Source organism: Coprococcus sp. AM14-16, assembly GCF_003434675.1.
Lineage (GTDB): Bacteria > Bacillota > Clostridia > Lachnospirales > Lachnospiraceae > Coprococcus > Coprococcus aceti.
Genome location: NZ_QTLL01000002.1, coordinates 239,227 through 258,623, shown reverse-complemented (window position 1 = coordinate 258,623; position 19,397 = coordinate 239,227). Strand labels below are relative to the sequence as shown.

The following is a 19,397-nucleotide window of genomic DNA, read 5'->3' as shown; positions in this document are numbered from 1 at the left end:
ATATCACGTTATTCCGTGAGTATTAATCTTTGTATTTCTTTGCGGATTCAAGTGCCGCATCTATCTCGTCGAGGGATGCCTGGATCTTGCTCTCCGTACTCTCCGTATCCTCTTTGACGTCAAATGCTGAATCTATAGGCTCGCTGTCATCGGCGACATCCTCAAATGCAGTGTCGTCATAGTCGTCAGTGTGGATGACATCGTCCTCATCAGGAGATACCTGATTGTCGTAATCGGAGTCTGCGTAACTCTCGTGGATAACCTCGTCGTCCCCAGGGAAGAGCGCTTTGTTGTTGATGGTGGGCACCTCGCTATTGTCGTGGTGAGGCATTCTGACGTGTTCAGCGGCTTTTGCGGAAGGCTCGGCAGCTTCTGATGTTTCATTTGCTGTGCTTTCCTTCTCCTCGTTGTCCTTCTTCAGCTTGTCTATCTGAGCCTCGTAATCAGCGATGAGACCCTTGAGTGAGACAGCAAGGATGATGATGACAACGACCAGTATCACAAGAACTATGATGGCTATGAGCATTATTACGAACTTGTGCTTGTCTATGAAGCTGGACAGCGAATCAGTCTCCTCGATGAGATCCGTTGCGTCAAGGAAAGTTCCTTCATTTGGATTGAAGAAATACCAGCCCTGGTGTCCGTCGTTTGTTGCTGCGTAGAGGAGAACGGTGTTGGAACTGCTTCCCTTCATATAAGCTCTGATGTCCGTGTCGTTCAGGTTGATCTTCACTGGAAGATATCCGGTTGGCACTGAGACTGAATTAGGCTTTGGAATGATGTTATAAGTGTTGTTGTTTGAGTGAACGCTTACAAGGGTATCTGCAGGTGCGGATGCGTTCTGATCTGCCTCTGTGAGTGTTCCTACCTCATCCTCAGTAACAACAGGCTTGGTCTCGCTGTCGATCAATGCAAGAGGTGTTGCAGGCTCGGCTTCTGAACCGGTATCGCTGACAGTAGATGAAGCTGCTTCGGTGGAAGCGGCGGCTGACTTGTCGCTGATGGTTACCGAGTTGTATGACGGTGTCATGTCTATCGACTCTTCTGTGTCGGAGATGACCTCAACTGCTGATGTCTCTATGCTGGCAGTTCCGCTCGCAATGGCGGTAAATGTAAATGTTGCTGTCATTGCATCTCCAGGCTTTACATTTGCCTGGGAGTAGCTTACGGTGCCCTCAGATTCCACGGTGCCGCCGCTCACAGCCTTGAGCAATGTGGAATCATATGTGATATTGTAGCTGTAGCTTGATAAAGCCTGATCGGCTGCGTTTATACTTACCTTGATCTCCACGGTATCGCCAACAACGACCGTGGTGGATGGAACCTCAACACTAAATGCGACTGTAGCGGCATAAGTGGTATGAAGCATGAAAAGCATCATAGTCAACACACATGCAACTTCTGTCATAAACGTTCTAAAGCTAAATCTTGTAGTCCTCATAATATTCATATACGGTTATCCACCGAGTCCTCCTTATCCTCTGTTAATTATTATGGTGTAAGTACGTGTAGCTTTACTCTGGGATTTACATACTATCTTAAATGTATTCTTTCCTGATTTCAGGGTTTTTGTTCCCGTTCCGCTCACTGTGGAGTAGCTGCTTACAGGTGAAGCGTTTATTGTCGCACTTGATACAGATGAGCGCACATTTACCGTGTACTGTGTAGTGCTGTTTATTGCAAATGTAGGTGACAGCTTCTGGCCGCTTACAGAGAGTGTTTTCAGGTAGTTGTTCTGGTTGCCCGGATTAGCCGCAGGCATCTTCATTGCTGTGCTTGGCATATTCTTGTAAACAGGTATGGCAAATGTTATGGCTTTGTTGAGTGCTCCTGAAGACTTGTAGGCATCATATACCTTCCATGCCTCTGTTGTAGGGGCCTGTACATTTCCCATGTACTGATGCCAGTACAGGCAGTCTGTGTAGGTTACGTTGAACTTCTGAGTATACAGAGTGTTCTGACCCTTGTTGATGTAGGACTCTCCGATATACATCGCACCGCCGATTATTGATTTGGCAGGTGTTGTCCATGGCCTGTTGTACGATGTGCCCGATGAAGCCCATCTCAGACCGTTTGTTATAGCGTTACCCGATGCACTCTCAAATGCACCGATATTGTAGAAGTTATATATGCCGGGATATGTGGCATTCTTACCGTTTGTTCCCGAGGTTATCGAGCCTCCGACCTCCTGCTTGATACGTGAAGCAATGTGGTAAGGGCTGACGCCGGATTTCTGTGCTGCGGTGATTATCATGGACGAATATGTGGTGGTCGAACCGGTTGGGTGCGCATTGTGCATAAACGAACCAGATAATATAGCCTCAACTCCTGACTTTGTCTGTGATGAGTCGTATGACAGCTTTTCAAATGCGAACATGGAGCTTGCGGATGACATATATGTTCTCGGATCGAGGTAATACTTTACAAGATCGTCCGAGGCTGCAAACCATGTTGAACCATCATATGATGAGTAGGAGTCTGTCTTGTAGTTGTATCCAACGGTCTGTGATCTCCAGCCGTAGTTAGGACTGGAAGATGTACAGTTTACAAGGTTGTTGACACGTCCCTGTACGTTGACCTCGTTCTTGACCACGTCGTTCCAGTTAAGGTTGGTGTGTACCGCCTTGAATATCCAGTTTGGATGCTCCGCATGGAGCTTTCTGAGAAGCACCTTGTAGCTCTCAGGGAAGTTCTGGGCGGATAACTGCTTTTCAAATGCTGCATCCGATGTCTGGTTACCGTCAGGTTCCTTGTATGTTCCCATTGTGATGAGCGATGAGGAGATAAATCCTGTATACTTCTTGCTGCTGTATGTGAGGTTGACCTTGTACCATGACTTGTTGGATGTATCAGTCACGGAGAGTGCCTGTCCCTTCATGAGCATGATCGCGCTTCCGTTGTAGGTTATAGGTGTACCCGCTGCCGTCTTGCGGAAGTATACATAGTCTTCATTCACATAACCGCTCTTGGCTGCCTGAGCCGCTGTGGTAGGCTGCTGCGTAGTAGCCTTGGTCGTGGCCTTTGTTGTGGCTGAAGTGGAGTCGATCACGATGAACTTGGAATATACATAACCGGTGTAGCGCTTCTTCTTATATGTAAGCTTGACCTTGTACCATGTCTTGTTGGAAGTGCTCAGTACGGTCATGCTCTGACCGCCCATGAGCATGATCGGCGATCCGTTATACTTCAGCGGCGTGCCGTTTGGCGTTTTTCGGAAATATACATAGTTTTCATTTTTTCGAAGGTGAGCCTTCTTGGAGGTTGTCCTTGTCACCTTGATAAATGCGGAGTACACATAACCGGTGTAGCGCTTCTTCTTATATGTAAGCTTGACCTTGTACCATGTCTTGTTGGAAGTGCTCAGTACGGTCATCTTCTGACCCTTCCTGAGGAGTATGGCCGAGCCGTTATATTTTATAGGCGTGCCGTTTGGTGATTTGCGGAAATACACGTAGTCAGACGTGAGAGTTCCCGTGGTCGCGGCTTCTGCGTGATTGTTTCCCACATACAGTCCGGTCACCGCGATACAGACGACCGCCCAAATAAGCATTACGATAGAAATAGTAGTCCGGGTTCGTTTATTATTGATATCCATAGTAACCTCCATTTTTCATAAAACAAATCTATATATAAAATAGTATTTATGACAAAATTACATCAGTCTAAGTTTACCATAATTATTGCAAATGAGCACCATTTTTGTGAAAAAAGTTATAAAAAAGTAATAAAATTGCAACAAAAAAGCTTTTGCCGGTCAGACAAGTGCTGACCGGCAAAAGCTTTTCGCCTTATGTCGTATATATTAACCTACTTTGAGCTTGAATTTCTGGATCTCTTTGTCCGTCTCTACCTTCTCGATTAGAGCACCAAGTCCGCGAAGCTTTTCGTCGAACTTCTCGTAGCCTCTCTGGATATACTTGATATCACATACAGTAGAGAAGTCGTTGGCCACAAGTGCCGCAATTACAAGTGCTGCGCCTGCTCTCAGGTCAGGTGCTGCAACATTTGCACCGGTGAATGTCTCCACACCATCGAGAATAGCGGTGTTGCCCTCGACTCTGATGTGTGCGCCCATTCTTGAAAGCTCTGCGACATACTTGAATCTGTTCTCAAATATGCTCTCGGTGACGATGCTTGTTCCGTTGGACAGTGCAAGTGTAACCGCCATCTGTGGCTGCATATCTGTCGGGAATCCCGGATATGGCAGAGTCTTGATGTTGGTAGCCTTGAGTCTCTTGTTGCACATTACTCTCACTGAATCATCGTACTCGATGACAGTGGCACCTATATCTGTAAGCTTTGAGGTTATAGCCTCAAGATGCTTAGGAATTACGTTCTTGATGAGGACGTTGCCTCTGGTGGCTGCTGCTGCAACCATGAAGGTTCCTGCCTCGATCTGATCCGGAATGATGGAATATGTAGTTCCGTGAAGTGACTTTACGCCACGGATACGGATGACATCAGTTCCGGCACCCTTGATGTTAGCACCCATACTGTTGAGGAAATTGGCAACATCAACGATATGTGGCTCCTTGGCTGCGTTCTCTATGGTAGTCTTGCCGTTTGCCATTACGGCGGCCATCATGACATTGATGGTGGCACCTACTGAGATCACATCCATGTAAATGTGGCTTCCGATCAGCTCATCAGCCTCAACGGATATCATACCGTTTGCTATATCAACGTGGGCTCCAAGTGCTTCAAAACCTTTTATGTGCAGATCTATCGGACGGGCTCCGATGTCGCATCCGCCTGGAAGAGCGACCTGTGAATGGTTATATTTGCCAAGCAGTGCGCCGAGCAGATAGTAGGATGCTCTGATCTTTCTGATATATTCGTCGTCGACACAGAGATTGGTATTCGGATTGATGGTTCCACCACATATAGCAACCGTGTGCTCGTCTATGTAACGGACCCTTGCGCCGATACCCTGAATGGCCTGAAGAAGGACTCTTGTATCTCTGACGTTCGGTACGTTTTCTATTGTGACTTCCTGGTCGGTCATGACTGCAGCGGCAAGTATTCCAAGTGCGGCATTCTTAGCACCCGCAATGGTAACTTCGCCCTCCAGAGGACGACCTCCCTTGATAACATACTGTTCCATATTTCACCTCTTAGATAATTCTCGGATTATCGCAACTTTATAGATTATAGCACATAAAACTGAAAAGTAAACAGTTACTTGTCTGCTTCACAGTATATACATCTGTAAATTCGCTTTTCTCTGTCTGTGAGTTTGAATATATGGGTTATTCCCTGCTCTGTGGTCGTAATGCATCTTGGATTGGTACATTTCTTTATTCCAACCAGTCTCTCAGGCAGTTCGATCTTACGTTTTTCAACGAGCTTGCCGTCCTTGATGATGTTGACGGATATATCCGGGTCGATATACCCCAGAACATCAAGGTTTATGTCGATATCCTGATCTATCTTAAGAATGTCCTTTCTTCCCATCTTCTCGCTTTTAACATTCTTGATTATAGCAACGGAGCAATCCAGCTTATCAAGATGAAGATCGTTGTATATCTGCAGGGCTTTGCCTGCTGTTATATGGTCAAGTACAATACCATTCTGAATACTGTCAATATTCATGATCATTCCTCCTATGCCTTAAAATCCTTGTCGAGTCCGAGAAGGTCCATGATGAGTGCCATTCGGACATATTTGCCGTTGAGTGCTTGTCGGAAATAACATGCTCTCGGATCGTCATCCACCTCAACAGATATCTCATTTACACGAGGAAGCGGGTGAAGGATCGACAGGTCAGGCCTAGCGAGAGCCAGCTTTGACTTGTCAAGAATATAGGTATCTTTCAGTCTTATGTAGTCCGCCTCGTTGAAGAAACGTTCTTTCTGGACTCTTGTCATATAGAGAACGTCCAGAGATCCGATAGCATCCTCAAGAGAGGAAATCTCCTCATATGGTATATTATTCTTTTCGATGACTTCTGTTCTTATATAATCAGGTAATTTTAATTCATCCGGTGATATGAGAATAAATTTTATGCCTTCGTATCGTGACATGGCCTTTATAAGTGAATGAACCGTACGACCAAACATAAGATCTCCGCAGAAACCTATGGTCATATTGTTTAGTCTGCCCTTCTCTCTCTTTATTGTGAGAAGATCGGCCAATGTCTGCGTAGGGTGATTGTGACCGCCGTCACCAGCATTAATAATAGGAACATCTGATTTCATGGAAGCCAGCATCGGGGCACCCTCTTTATAATGTCTCATAGCTATAATATCGGCATAACAGCTGACGATCTTGACGGTATCGCCCACACTCTCACCTTTTGTTGAAGATGAGGAGCTCGCAGATGAAAATCCGAGAACGTTTCCGCCAAGTTCCATCATGGCAGCCTCGAAGCTAAGTCTTGTGCGTGTGCTTGGTTCAAAGAACAGAGTTGCAAGCTTCTTGCCCTTGCACACCTCGCTGTATTTCTCTTTATTGTCGATGATGTCCTGTGCCAGCACGAGAAGGTGGTCAACCTCCTCAACTGACAGGTCCATTGGGTCTATTAAATGTCTCATTTGACATGATCCTCCTTAGGTTATCAGAATGAATATTTTAAGAATTAAGAAGGGTATACATAACAGCCTTCTCAGCGTGACGTCTGTTCTCAGCCTCATCCAAAATGTGGTTGAGGTTCTTGTCGATAACGCCCTGTGAGATCTCAAATCCCTGGTGCATAGGCATGTCGTGGAATACTATAGCCTTGCTGCCCTCTGTAAATTCCTCGTTGAGCTGGTAAGGCATCATCTTGGCGAGAGTCTCTTCCTTCTGCTGCTTGTATGCAGGGTTGTTGAAGAACTCCATGTCTACCCATGTATCTGTGTAGAGGATATCCATATCCTTTGCGTACTTCTTTGCCTCCTCCATGCTCATGGTAGGATCGAGTTCAACATAGTGGCCTGTAGCCTTTGCTGCTTCAAAGAAGTCATCACCACATACAGTGTTGTTTACAAGTGGTGTGAGTCCATAGATGGTTCCTTTCTTCATCTTTGCGAAGAACTCAACAAGAGAGTTGAATACATTATTCTTGGCACCGATGTACATAAGTTTTACATCGAGACTGCCAAACTTTTCTATAATAGTGAGGGCATCTGCCAGGATCTGGCATGGATGATAAGAACTGTCACATCCGTTGATAAATGGAACAGTAACATTGTCACCGAACAGCTCAACAGTCTCGTTCTTTACAAGACGAGCCATGATGATATCTACATTTCTGCATACATACTTAATCTCTGATACAGGCTCACCGAGTGTAAAGTTGGAATCCTTCCAGAGCTGGTTGTAATATGTACCGCCGAGCTCAGTTATACCTGTTGTAAATGAAAGGAATGTTCTTGTGGAAGTTTTCTCAAAAAGAGTGTAGAGCTTCTTGCCATCAAGAGCATGAGCGTACTTCTCAGGGTTCTTCTTCATATCAAGTGCCAGATTGAGAATATCCATCAGCTCACCAGCTGTGAAATTCTTGAAGTTAAGCATGTTTTTCATAACAAATGTCCTCTTTTCTCTATAATTATAAATTACTTGCAATACGGACAAACATAATCTATGGATCCTGGCAATATATTTAGGATACGGGTGTTGATATATGTCTGCCTGAAATTTTATTATATAGCACATGGTTTCAAAAGTAAAACAGTTTACGACATCACATAAATCATGAATGTAAATATTTGAAGATTTATGCCTGATTATAAAAAAAATATAGATAATAAAGCAAAAAACAGCTTAATTTTTTGATTTTTATTGACAAAGATGTGCATATATGGTTTTATTATTTTATAAAATTTTTATAAAAAATTTATAATTAAATCAAAGGGAGGACATTTTATGATCAAGCAGAGAAACATTGCTTTGTGCATAGTATTTTCAATCATTACATTTGGAATATATGCACTGTATTGGTTCGTTTGCCTTACAAATGATGCTAATCAGGAATCTGGACAGACAGATGCAACAAGCGGTGGGGTAGCATTGTTGCTTACTATCGTTACATGTAATATCTATGGATGGTTCTGGGCATACAAGATGGGCGAGAAGATTGATGCCATAAAGACAAAGAATGGTCAGCCAGCAGGAAACTCAAGCATACTTTTCCTTCTGCTCCAGTTATGCGGACTTGGAATCGTATCATATGCTATTATGCAGGATACCATCAATAAAAATGCGTAATGAATCAAATTGCATACAAATATACATTGAAAAATGTATAGATGCAGTTGCATACAGACAAAATGTATGAGAAAATAGTCCCGTAGGCTGAGTTGTGTCTGCGGGGCTATTCTATTATTTTTATTGCAGTTATGTAGTGGTTATATAGGAACAGTATAATTGCAGTCATACACAAGTCATACATATGTAATTAAGGATCTAAATTTAAGGAGGATTATCAATTATGATCAAACAGAGGAATATTGGAATATGTATTCTGCTTTCAATTGTGACATGCGGAATATATGGATTGTATTGGTTTGTTGTGCTGACAGACGATATCAATCAGGAGTCAGGAGAGACAGATGCAACAAGTGGTGGAATGTCGCTTTTGCTCACTATCGTTACATGTAACATCTATGGATGGTTCTGGGCATATAAGATGGGTGAGAAAGTTGATATCATAAAGAATAAGAACGGTGTACCATCAAGCAACTCAGGCATCTTATACGTCCTTCTTCAGGTATTTGGACTTGGAATTATTGCATATGCGCTTATGCAGGACACTGCAAACAAATATGCAGAGGCTATACCTCAGATGAATACAGGATATGGTCAGCAGACCTACAGTCAGCAGCCATATGGTCAGCAGGGATATGGTCAGAATACATACAACCAGCAGGGATATGGTCAGAATACATACAATCAGCAGGGATATGGTCAGCAGCCATACAGCCAGCAGGGATATGATCAGAACGCATATAACCAGCAGGCATACGGACAGCAGCCATACAGCCAGCAGGGATATGATCAGAACGCATATAATCAGCAGGCATACGGACAGCAGCCATACAGCCAGCAGGGATATGATCAGAATGCATACAATCAGCAGGGATATGGTCAGCAGGCCGGTTTAGACCAGAATACATTTGGCCAGCAGTCAGATCAGAATATTAACACATCAGCAGATGCTTCAGGCAGTGATAACAGCCAGCAGTAGTCGGCGGAGACAAAGAAATACAGAGCATGGATCAGATACAGAAATCAAGAAGAAATGCGATAATTAAAAGGGATGCCATCCTCGTGGGGATAGGCATCCTCTATTATATATTCATAAGAGTGACAGGACTTGCCATACCATGTATATTCAGAAAGATAACCGGATTTTTATGCCCAGGATGCGGGATAACACGGGCTATCCTTGCGGCCGTAAGGCTGGATCTTGCAAAGGCATTTGCTTATAATCAATTTATGTTTATAGCTCTTCCGGCGTTGGCATACATAATTGTAAAAAACGATTATGTATTCGTAAGATATGGAAACAGAAAATTATCGCGATTTGACAATATACTTATATTTATATGTATTGCCGGGGCGGTGATGTTTGCCGTTCTCAGGAATGTGATGCGCTTTTGAGAGAGAGACGATGACAAGTTTATTGGCAGCGTTATAGAATGACCATCGTAACAGACTTATTTAATATCCCATCTTCTTGACAATAAATAATAAAAGGGCATATAATTTACAATTACCGAGGAGTTTTTCGGTAAAGTTGCACAAGCATTTCATTTGTGCTTGTAGTATTTTTTCAGGGAGGGTTTTTGAAATGGCAAAAAAACCGTATTATATTACAACCGCCATTGCATATGCATCAGGTAAACCTCATATAGGCAACACCTACGAGATCGTGTTGGCTGACAGCATTGCAAGGTACAAGAGATTCGCAGGTTATGATGTAAGATTCATGACAGGAACAGATGAGCATGGACAGAAGATCGAGAACAAGGCTTTTGAGAACATGCAGACCCCAAAGGAATTCGTTGATGAGACATCAGGTGAGATCAAGAGAATATGGGATCTCATGAATACTTCATATGACAAGTTTATCCGTACAACAGATGATTACCATGAGAAGCAGGTACAGAAGATATTTAAGAAGCTGTACGATCAGGGTGATATATATAAGGGACATTATGTAGGAAAATACTGTACACCATGTGAGTCGTTCTTTACAGATGGACAGCTCATAGATGGCAAGTGCCCGGACTGTGGAAGACCTGTTCAGGAGGCCAAGGAGGAGGCATACTTCTTCAAGATGAGCAAGTATCAGGACAAGCTCATGAAGCATATAGAGCAGCATCCTGAGTTTATACAGCCTGAGTCAAGACGTAACGAGATGGTCAACAACTTCTTAAAGCCGGGACTTCAGGATCTGTGTGTTTCAAGAACATCATTCAAGTGGGGAATTCCGGTAGACTTTGATCCAAAACATGTTGTATATGTATGGGTTGATGCGCTTTCAAACTACATAACTGGACTTGGATATGACGTAGATGGAAAGAGCGATGAGAAGTTTTATAAATACTGGCCGGCAGATCTTCACTTGATCGGCAAGGATATCCTGAGATTCCATACCATTTACTGGCCTATCATGCTGATGGCACTCGGACTTCCGCTTCCAAAGCAGGTATTTGGACATCCTTGGCTCCTCCAGAGTGATGGCAAGATGAGTAAGTCGAAGGGCAACGTAATGTACGCTGACGATATGGTCAATATATTTGGCGTGGATGCTGTCAGATTCTTTGTTCTTCACGAGATGCCATTTGAGAATGATGGAGTTATCTCATGGGAGCTCATGGTTGAGAGACTCAACTCAGAGCTTGCAAATACACTTGGAAATCTGGTCAATAGAACCATATCGATGTCAAACAAGTATTTCGGTGGCATTGTGACAAATACCAACGTCACAGAGCCTGTCGATGAGGATCTTAAGAAGGTCGTTATGGACTGCAGATACAAGGTTGCAGAGTGCATGGATAAGCTCAAGGTTGCAGATGCGATCACAGAGATATTTGCACTGTTCAAGAGATGCAACAAGTACATAGATGAGACAATGCCTTGGGCACTCGCAAAGGAGGAGGACAAGAAGGACAGACTGAACACAGTTCTGTACAACCTTGTCGAGAGCATCGTTATAGGTGCAACACTCCTTGAGCCATATATGCCTGAGACAACTGAGAAGATCATGGCACAGCTCAATACCGAGAAGAGAAAGGTCACAGAGCTTGGAAAGTTTGGTCTGTACAAGTCAGGAACAAAGGTAACAGAGCAGCCTGAGATCCTATTCGCACGTCTTGACGTGAAGGAAGTTATGGCTAAGGTTGCCGAGTTCGCTCCAGTGGAGAAGGAGTCCATGTACGAGCAGGCCAAGAAGCAGAAGGAAGAGAAGGAGAATTCTGCTGAGACCAAGAAGATCAAGATCGCAGAGGCAAAGGTTCAGGCACTCAAGGCCAATCCTGATGTAGTTGACAAGCAGGAGATAAGCATTGAGGAGTTCCAGAAGATGCAGCTCATGATCGGCGAGATCGTTTCCTGTGAGGAGGTTCCAAACTCCAGAAAGCTTCTCTGTTCACAGGTAAGCTTTGGCAAGAACAATGTGAAGCAGATTGTGTCCGGAATCAAGGGTACATATTCCGCTGAGGATATGGTTGGCAAGAAGGTTGTGGCTATAGTAAACCTCAAGCCATGCAAGCTTGCCGGAGTCGTATCAGAGGGTATGCTTCTGTGCGCAGAGGATCCTGAGGGTAATCTGTCACTCCTGACCACCGAGAAGGACTTCCCAGGTGGATGCTTTATAAGCTGAGATATAAAATAGTGGATATAATGAGGGAAGCATCACAGGCCGGGCACACGGCCGGGATCCGTGGTGTTTCCCTGTTTTTATTTATAAAGCTGAAGTAAATTTTATGTTACAAAGATTATACGCAGAGGCCTTTCTGCATTGATTTATTAGATGTTTCATGATAGAATTTTGTTAGGTGCACGGACAGGAGGAGTGTGCCTTTGGAAAGATTTAGAAATCTTAGCGCCATGACCCCTGGGCTTTGGCTTTCAGGGATAACGAGGTTGAAGGTTATCGAATATTCGGCGGATGCCTTCACGCAGAGTCTGGATGCGCACATGATATCCAAATATGGGGGTAACTCCAAAACAAAGAATCATGACCGGACACCCATAGCTGTTATGTATGGTGGCTTCACCTTTTTTTAGTGCGCCATATTATAATATTATCAGTATACAGCGTGGTTATAAGCCGAAAGGAGATTAATTTAATATGTGTGGAATCATAGGATATGTAGGAAAGAAACCAGCCAAGGACATTCTTATTGACGGACTGGCAAAGCTCGAGTACAGGGGATATGACAGTGCGGGAATAGCACTGCTTAATGATGATGATACACTGACGATCAAGAAGAAAGCCGGCAGAGTGGAAGACCTCAGGGAGATGTGCAGCGACGACAGTCCTGTGTACAGATCAACCTGTGGAATAGGCCATACGAGATGGGCTACTCACGGCGGAGTTACGGATGTGAATGCACATCCACATAAGTGCGGAGATGTGGCACTTATACATAATGGAATTATAGAGAACTATAACGACATTGTGAGAGAATACGGACTGGCCGACAGGCTGGTATCCGAGACGGACACAGAGGTAGTAGCAGCACTTCTGGACACACTGTACGATGGCAATCCCATCGAGACTATCAGAAAGGCTGTTAAGGCTATAGCCGGTTCATTTGCACTCTGCATTATGTTTGCAGACAGACCGGGCAAGATATACGCAGTGAGAAATGTAAGTCCGATGATCGCTTCATACACAGATGAGGGATCGATCATTGCATCAGACCTCACAGCGATAATATCATTTTCAAAGGAATACTTTGTTGTGCCGGAGTATCATATACTGACACTCTCAAGCACAGGCATCAAAGTAGAGGACATGAAGGGGAACATGGTAGAGCCGGAGATGCTCAAGATAACATGGGACATAACGGCAGCTCAGAAGGGTGGATATCCGCACTTTATGCTGAAGGAGATCTATGAGCAGCCAGAGGCACTGAGAAACACGATAACTCCTCGTATAGTGAATGAGCTTCCTGATTTCACTGAGGACGGCATCGATGATGAGGTGTTTAAGAATCTTGAGAACATCACAGTGGTTGCATGCGGAACAGCTATGCACGCCGGAATAGTCGGCAAGGCCATGATTGAGAAGGAGTTAAAGATTCCTGTTAATGTTGAGATAGCATCAGAATTCAGATACAAGGAACCACTCATAAATGAAAAGACTCTCGTAATAGTTACATCACAGTCAGGAGAGACTATTGACACACTCGAGGCACTCAGACTTGCCAAGAGATGTGGATCAAAGGTTCTGTCCATAGTCAATGTAAAGGGATCGACCATCGCCAGAGAGAGCGATTACGTCCTTTATACACATGCCGGTCCTGAGATCGCAGTTGCAAGTACCAAGGCATATTCGGTACAGATGGCTGCAATGTATCTCATTGGATGCAGACTTGGCTATGTCAAGGGTATATACTCTGAGGACAGGGCAAAGAAATTCATCAGACAGCTTCAGGGCGTTATCCCGGTGATAGAGGAGACACTCAAGCAGGCAGATGAAGTAAAGACAGTTGCAAACTATATAAAGATGGCTCCGGATGCATTCTTCATAGGAAGAGGACTGGATTATACACTGTCACTGGAAGGTGCACTGAAGCTGAAAGAGATTTCTTATGTTCACGCTGAGGCTTATGCGGCAGGGGAGTTAAAACATGGAACAATAGCACTCATAACTGAGAACGTTCCGGTCATAGCCTTGGCTACACAGGAATCTGTATACGGAAAGATGATTTCCAATATACGCGAGGTTAAGGCAAGAGGCGCATACGTCATTCTTGTCAGCATGGATGAAGAGTACAATGATAAAGATGTATGTGACAAACACATATCCATACCAAAGCAGGATGGATTGTTCACGGTATTTTCGGCTGCTGTCATCCTGCAGCTTATAGCGTATTACACGTCCGATGCAAAGGGGTTGGACGTAGATAAGCCACGTAATCTGGCAAAGTCAGTTACAGTAGAATAATTGACTCCGGGACTTACATGGATATCGTGCGATAAATATCGGAGGGTTTTATATGAGTGATAAGATGTATTTGTGTGATGAGTACAAATTGTACTTTAAGATTGAAGACGATGTAGAGGTTCTTCACAATGAGGTAGAGCTGTACAATGCTCAGTTTGTGGGCAATAATGCGTTCTGCCATGAGGAATATATAGATGGTCAGAGAGCTCTGACATATTCTATTCCAGCCATGACTACCATGAATCAGTTCCTTGAGAAGAAGATACACAAGGATGAGCTGGTTGATCTGATATTCAGTATTGCAGATCAGCTCATGTATCTCAAGGCGAATGATCTGTCCATTGGAAAGGTTATACTGAATAAGGGATATATGTATATAGACTTCCAGAATATGGCTGTTCAGCTCATATTCCTGCCTATAGATAAGCCTATGGACAGATGTAATATGGAGAAGTTTATAAGGGATCTTATGGGCAATATGAAGTTTGCGAATAAGAAGGCATCCGATGCCGGATATGAGCTTATCAAATACTTTGATCACAATCCTACATTTTATCTGTCAGAATTTTATAAGTTTATAACAGACCTGAAGAATGACAATATAGCACATCCTGAGGATGAGCAGGAGCTTATGAAGTCGGCGGGAGTCAGCCCGGTCAATGTGGCTAAGGTAGAGGTCCCTGAGACTCCTCATGTTACAACTTCTTCATTCAAGCTTGCAAAGGAAGTTAAGGATTTCTCATCAAATGATATTGGATTTGATGACAACGATGACGGTTCGACAACAGTTCTCACAGCCAACAACCGTGGCAAGAGCGGCCCTGTCATCATAAGAACGAGAACAGGCGAGAGGATAAGGATCGACAAGCCGATATTCTGTATCGGTAAGTCTACACAGGGAGTTGACTATCAGGTAACTGACAACAATTCAGTCAGCCGCCGCCATGCTTACATTATCAATGTCAACGGCGTGTACTATCTGAGAGATAACAAGTCGACCAACCACACTTACCTTGGTGGCAAGATCATAAGCAGCGGAACGGATATGATGCTCATAGATGGAATCAGATTCAAGCTTGCGAATGAAGAGTTCACCTTCAAGGAGAAATAAAATAGTATATTATACTGGATAAGGAGACTTGTTTATTATTATAATGAGTCTCCTTATTTTATAATAAATCCCCTGCATAGGTGCGCCGGAGTACATGTGGGTAAAGGGGTAATATAAATAGAATGTGAAAAAAGGGGGAGTATCAAAGATTATGAAAAGAAAAGGAAGCTTATCGGGAAGGACACTGTGTAAAAAAGCAGCAACAGTGGTAATGTGTGCAGTGCTGATGCTGACGGCAGGTATTCAGACGACAGGTATTCAGACTGTTAAGGCCAGTACCCTTGACCAGCAGATAGAAGAGGCTCAGAGTGAGTTGGAACAGGTGAAGAAAGATCAGAGTGAAGTGATGACCGTATATGATCAGGGCTCTATAGGTTTTGTAGACTGGATGCTTGCGAAAAGCAACCTGACAACAAAACAGAAATATGATCTGAATCGGGCCAAGACTGTCCTGCAGGAGGCATGTGAGGAAGATTTCTCCAAGTGGGCGGGAGGAAATAATACAGGTCTTCCGGAATCGAGAAATAACAAGGTTGTTGTTACCGGAGATAAGAAAGACGCCATATCGCTTGAAAACACAAAGGCGACATTTGCGGTATTGAATAAAATTAATTCGTTAAGGGACACAGACGAAAACTATGTCGGGGCAATGAAGAGGAATGCGGCTAAGACTAATTTCTATTTCATGGCGGTGGCACAGTCAGGCGCGGACAGAGGTGCAGGACTCACAAATCATTCACTTCTTCAGGTGTCATGTGAGAATCTGGCGTTTGGATATACTGATCCGGCGGCAGGATGGAACAGTGAGAAGGCATCTTTTAACAAGATAAGGGATGAGCTGGGATATTCATCCATAACTTCGCAGAGTCAGCTTACAGCTGTTGAACAAAAGGCGGATTCGGAGGGAGTCACGGTTGGACATTATACCAATATGTTCTGGGCAGCAGATCAGGTGATGGGAGTCGGATTCACACTCTATGGCAGGTATGGCAATACTTCATGCTTCAATGCAAGCAAGCTTTCAAACTATACTAGCCAATATGAGGTGTACACAATAGCTGAATTTGAGAAGCTGTTTGATGAATATTATGAGACTGTAGATCCGGAGAAGTGGCAGAAAAAGGTGGATGCAGCGCAGGCCAAGCTGGATAAGTTGCTTGGACAGCGGTATGATGCATGCACGGAGCATGTGTATGGTGAAGGTGTGAAAAAAGAGGCCACATGTACAGAGACAGGTGGAACAGTATACACATGCGCTAAATGTGGCTACAAAAAGATAGAGGATAAGGTTCCGGCTCTTGGGCATAGCTTTACAGATGGCGTATGTACGAGATGTAAAGTAACAGGACCAAAGACGATGTACGTGTACTGGAGATTATCGGAAACTGCTTCATCAGCCACATATGATCAGGAGTTCGAAGTAGGAAAGGATATAGAGACATACATATCTTTCTCAACGGCATCAGATAGCAAATCCGATGACAAATTCGTGTTTGATATAGCAGACCCGTCTATTATTTCGTATACCCCTTCGTCTAACTATGCTGGAACATTCCATATGAACAAGATAGGAGAGACAACGGTGACTGTATATCCGGTCGTGAATCCGGATATGAAGAGGGTAATCACTGTGTCGGTAACAGATGTGGGTGGTCATGACTATGTAATAAGTCAGGCAGAACCGGGATCTGGAGAGACAGAAAAAATTTGTTCAAAGTGCGGGACGACAAAAACGGTGACAATCCCGACGGCGATAACACGTACTGTATGGTGGAGTGATAGTAATGGATATTACAAGCCTGCTGATGTGGAAGTAGGTGATGAGATCAATCTGGAAGTAGATTATGCACCAACGAAGGTCGACAACTCTGAGTTTATAGTTACATCATCGGATGAAGGTATTGTAAAAGTGAGTGATCCGGAATCTTCTTATAGAAGATATGATGCTAAGCTTACGGCGGTCGGAACAGGTGATGTAACCATAAGAATAGTTCATAAATATGACAGCTCAATTTGTCAGGAATACACGTTCAATGTGGCAGATCAGGGGGGACATGAGTATGTCATATCAGAGGCAGATGAGGGTGAAAGCCAGACAGTAGAGACGTGTTCAAAGTGCGGATATGAGAAGATCGTGTCACTTCCTACCAGTATCAGATATGTGTATTGGCAGGAGAAGGACAGCGATAACAGGACTACTTCACCAAGTGAGTATGAAATTGGAGCGGAACTGAGTATAAATATAATGGATTGGCCAACGAGAGCGGACATACATGAGTATGCGGTTACATCGTCGGATGAGACTGTTGTAAAGGTGAATGAAGTGTCTAGGACTACGGCATCACTTTCGGCAATCGGCAACGGCGTTGTAACGATTACGATTGCCAGTAAATATAATCCGTGGGTGAAGGCTGAGTATGAACTTGATATAACAGAGATAGGCGGACATTCATACACTGCGGAAATAGTAAATGATGAAACTCTTGCACAGGCTGCGACCTGTACAACTGCTGCGAAATATTATTATTCCTGTGATAACTGTGGAAGAGTGAATCGCAAAAAGACATTTACACACGGGGATAGCCTGGGGCATGATTACGCCCCAAAGTATGAGTGGTCAGCAAATGGCAACACTTGCAAGCTGGTTCTCACCTGTACCAGAGATTCGAGTCATGTGATCAGTGAGCCGATGACTGTAACAAGCAAGATAACGCAGGCATCCTGCGAGAACGATGGTGCAAAGGTGTGTACAGCAAAATGCACGCTGAATGGCAAGAGTTATCAGAGTACCAAGAAGATAGCCATTGGTGCATTGGGACATAGATGGGATTCAGGCGTGGTTAAGAAAAAAGCTTTGTGTGCAGCAGAAGGTCTGATCAGATACACATGTGAGCGATGCCAAAAGACAAAGGATGAGAAGACAGAGCCACTCGGACATACCCAGGGAAAGGCTGTGTATGAGAATGTAAATCTGGCTACATGTCAGGCTGAAGGCAGCCGAGACAAGGTTATATACTGCACCGTGTGCAAGGCAGAACTCAGCAGGACTGCTGAGATTCTTCCAAAGACAGACCATGATAGAACGCTTGTAGGAGAGAAGAAAGCTACCTGTATGGGCGGCGGATATACAGGAGATGTTGTCTGCAGCATGTGTGGTGAGATTTTTGAAACCGGTACAGCAACAGACCCGGTTGATCACAGCTACACAGCAAAGAAAACAACTGAGCAATATCTGAAGAAGGCAGCAGATTATGATTCCCCGGCAGAGTATTACTATGCATGTGTATACTGTGGAGCAAAGGGTGAGACAAGCTATGTGTATGGCTCAAAGCTCACGCGTAAGAGCATATCGTCAGCAAAGGTTACGCTTAACAAAACAGAATATACATATGATGGTAATTCGAAGAATCCGGCTGTAACAGTAAAGCTTGGCAATAAAACGCTGAAAAAGGGTATAGATTATACGGTTTCATACAATAAGAACAAAGCTGCCGGAACAGCAGAGGCTGTAATTACAGGCACTGGCGCATATCAGGGACAGAAGACGATCAATTTTAAGATCAAAAAGGCGCCGAACAGCATAACGCTGAAAAAGCGCAGCTACAGAATAGAGATGTCAACCAGCTCGAAGAGAATATCTATTTCACAGAGCGTGAGCGCACGTGCCGGAAAGCTCAGCTACAGCTCGGATAACAAAGCTGTAAAGGTAGACTCTGCTGGAACAATAACGATCGCAGCCCGGTATATAGGCAAGGCAAACATCACCGTATATGCTGGAGATTCGAATCATGTGAAGGTGAAGAAGATAATACCTGTTACTGTCAGCCCGAAGATACCAGGTATAAGCCAGATAAAGAGCCCATCGGCTGCGTCTGTAAGATTAAAGTGGGGAAAGATAAGCTGCGCAGATGGCTATCAGATCCAGTATTCAACAACATCAAACTTTAAAAAGGGTACATATGCATTCACGGTGTTAAGCGGTGGAAGCAAGACGACTGCGAGTCTTGGAGCAAAGCAGCGGATTAAAGGCGGAAAAACATATTATGTAAGGGTTAGAAGCTTTTCGAACAAGTTTGGCACAAGATGCTACTCAGCATGGAGCAAGACAAAGTCAGTCAGGGTGAGAAAGTAGCCGGAGATAACATATATATAAAGCTCAGCCTGTGTGATGGATTCAGTAGA

At 44.0% G+C, this 19,397-nt stretch carries 14 protein-coding genes; 8 read left to right on the top strand and 6 right to left on the bottom strand.

Features of this window, described 5'->3' with window-relative positions; genetic code table 11:
* Window positions 1-22: 22 nt before the first annotated feature.
* The 6 genes from DW159_RS07320 to DW159_RS07295 all read right to left on the bottom strand — a co-directional run bounded on the left by DW159_RS07320 (window position 23) and on the right by DW159_RS07295 (window position 7,503).
* A complete protein-coding gene (locus DW159_RS07320; RefSeq protein ID WP_055222439.1) occupies window positions 23-1,450 on the bottom strand; it encodes a cohesin domain-containing protein in 1,428 nt (475 codons plus the stop codon).
* A gap of 24 nt (window positions 1,451-1,474) precedes the next feature.
* Window positions 1,475-3,595 carry a cadherin-like beta sandwich domain-containing protein gene (locus DW159_RS07315; protein ID WP_242992637.1) on the bottom strand — a complete coding sequence of 707 codons (2,121 nt, stop codon included), beginning with the start codon at window positions 3,593-3,595 and terminating at the stop codon, window positions 1,475-1,477.
* Window positions 3,596-3,802: 207 nt separating this feature from the next.
* Window positions 3,803-5,104 carry a UDP-N-acetylglucosamine 1-carboxyvinyltransferase gene (locus tag DW159_RS07310; RefSeq protein ID WP_117549764.1) on the bottom strand — a complete coding sequence of 434 codons (1,302 nt, stop codon included), beginning with the start codon at window positions 5,102-5,104 and terminating at the stop codon, window positions 3,803-3,805.
* 74 nt (window positions 5,105-5,178) lie between these two features.
* Window positions 5,179-5,592: an aspartate carbamoyltransferase regulatory subunit gene (locus tag DW159_RS07305; protein ID WP_015534312.1), complete on the bottom strand. Its 414-nt coding sequence runs from the start codon at window positions 5,590-5,592 to the stop codon at window positions 5,179-5,181.
* An 11-nt stretch (window positions 5,593-5,603) separates the two neighbouring features.
* On the bottom strand, window positions 5,604-6,533 hold the full coding sequence (gene pyrB / locus DW159_RS07300) for an aspartate carbamoyltransferase (protein ID WP_004852491.1): 930 nt from the start codon (window positions 6,531-6,533) through the stop codon (window positions 5,604-5,606).
* A gap of 37 nt (window positions 6,534-6,570) precedes the next feature.
* Window positions 6,571-7,503 carry an ornithine carbamoyltransferase gene (locus DW159_RS07295; protein WP_117549762.1) on the bottom strand — a complete coding sequence of 311 codons (933 nt, stop codon included), beginning with the start codon at window positions 7,501-7,503 and terminating at the stop codon, window positions 6,571-6,573.
* A 342-nt stretch (window positions 7,504-7,845) separates the two neighbouring features.
* Here DW159_RS07295 and DW159_RS07290 point away from each other — a divergent pair, with 342 nt between their 5' ends.
* From DW159_RS07290 to DW159_RS07255, 8 genes are all read left to right on the top strand, one after another.
* Complete coding sequence (locus DW159_RS07290) at window positions 7,846-8,187, top strand: DUF4234 domain-containing protein (protein WP_117549759.1); 342 nt, start codon at window positions 7,846-7,848, stop codon at window positions 8,185-8,187.
* A 223-nt stretch (window positions 8,188-8,410) separates the two neighbouring features.
* Complete coding sequence (locus DW159_RS14030) at window positions 8,411-9,166, top strand: DUF4234 domain-containing protein (protein WP_117549757.1); 756 nt, start codon at window positions 8,411-8,413, stop codon at window positions 9,164-9,166.
* Window positions 9,167-9,192: 26 nt separating this feature from the next.
* Window positions 9,193-9,582 (top strand): DUF2752 domain-containing protein, encoded by a 390-nt coding sequence (locus tag DW159_RS07280; RefSeq protein ID WP_015534309.1) that lies wholly within the window; start codon window positions 9,193-9,195, stop codon window positions 9,580-9,582.
* A gap of 190 nt (window positions 9,583-9,772) precedes the next feature.
* On the top strand, window positions 9,773-11,809 hold the full coding sequence (gene metG / locus DW159_RS07275) for a methionine--tRNA ligase (RefSeq protein ID WP_055222442.1): 2,037 nt from the start codon (window positions 9,773-9,775) through the stop codon (window positions 11,807-11,809).
* 200 nt (window positions 11,810-12,009) lie between these two features.
* The gene (locus tag DW159_RS07270) at window positions 12,010-12,216 is read left to right on the top strand and encodes a hypothetical protein (RefSeq protein WP_117549755.1); all 207 of its coding nucleotides are present in this window, start codon (window positions 12,010-12,012) and stop codon (window positions 12,214-12,216) included.
* Between the two features lie 64 nt (window positions 12,217-12,280).
* Window positions 12,281-14,104, top strand: coding sequence for a glutamine--fructose-6-phosphate transaminase (isomerizing) (gene glmS, locus DW159_RS07265; RefSeq protein ID WP_015534307.1), 1,824 nt, complete (start codon window positions 12,281-12,283; stop codon window positions 14,102-14,104).
* Window positions 14,105-14,156: 52 nt separating this feature from the next.
* Window positions 14,157-15,215, top strand: coding sequence for a DUF6382 domain-containing protein (locus DW159_RS07260; protein WP_015534306.1), 1,059 nt, complete (start codon window positions 14,157-14,159; stop codon window positions 15,213-15,215).
* Between the two features lie 151 nt (window positions 15,216-15,366).
* Entirely contained in the window at window positions 15,367-19,347 is a 3,981-nt protein-coding gene (locus DW159_RS07255) for a hypothetical protein (protein WP_117549753.1), read from the top strand.
* The last annotated feature ends 50 nt before the right edge of the window (window positions 19,348-19,397 follow it).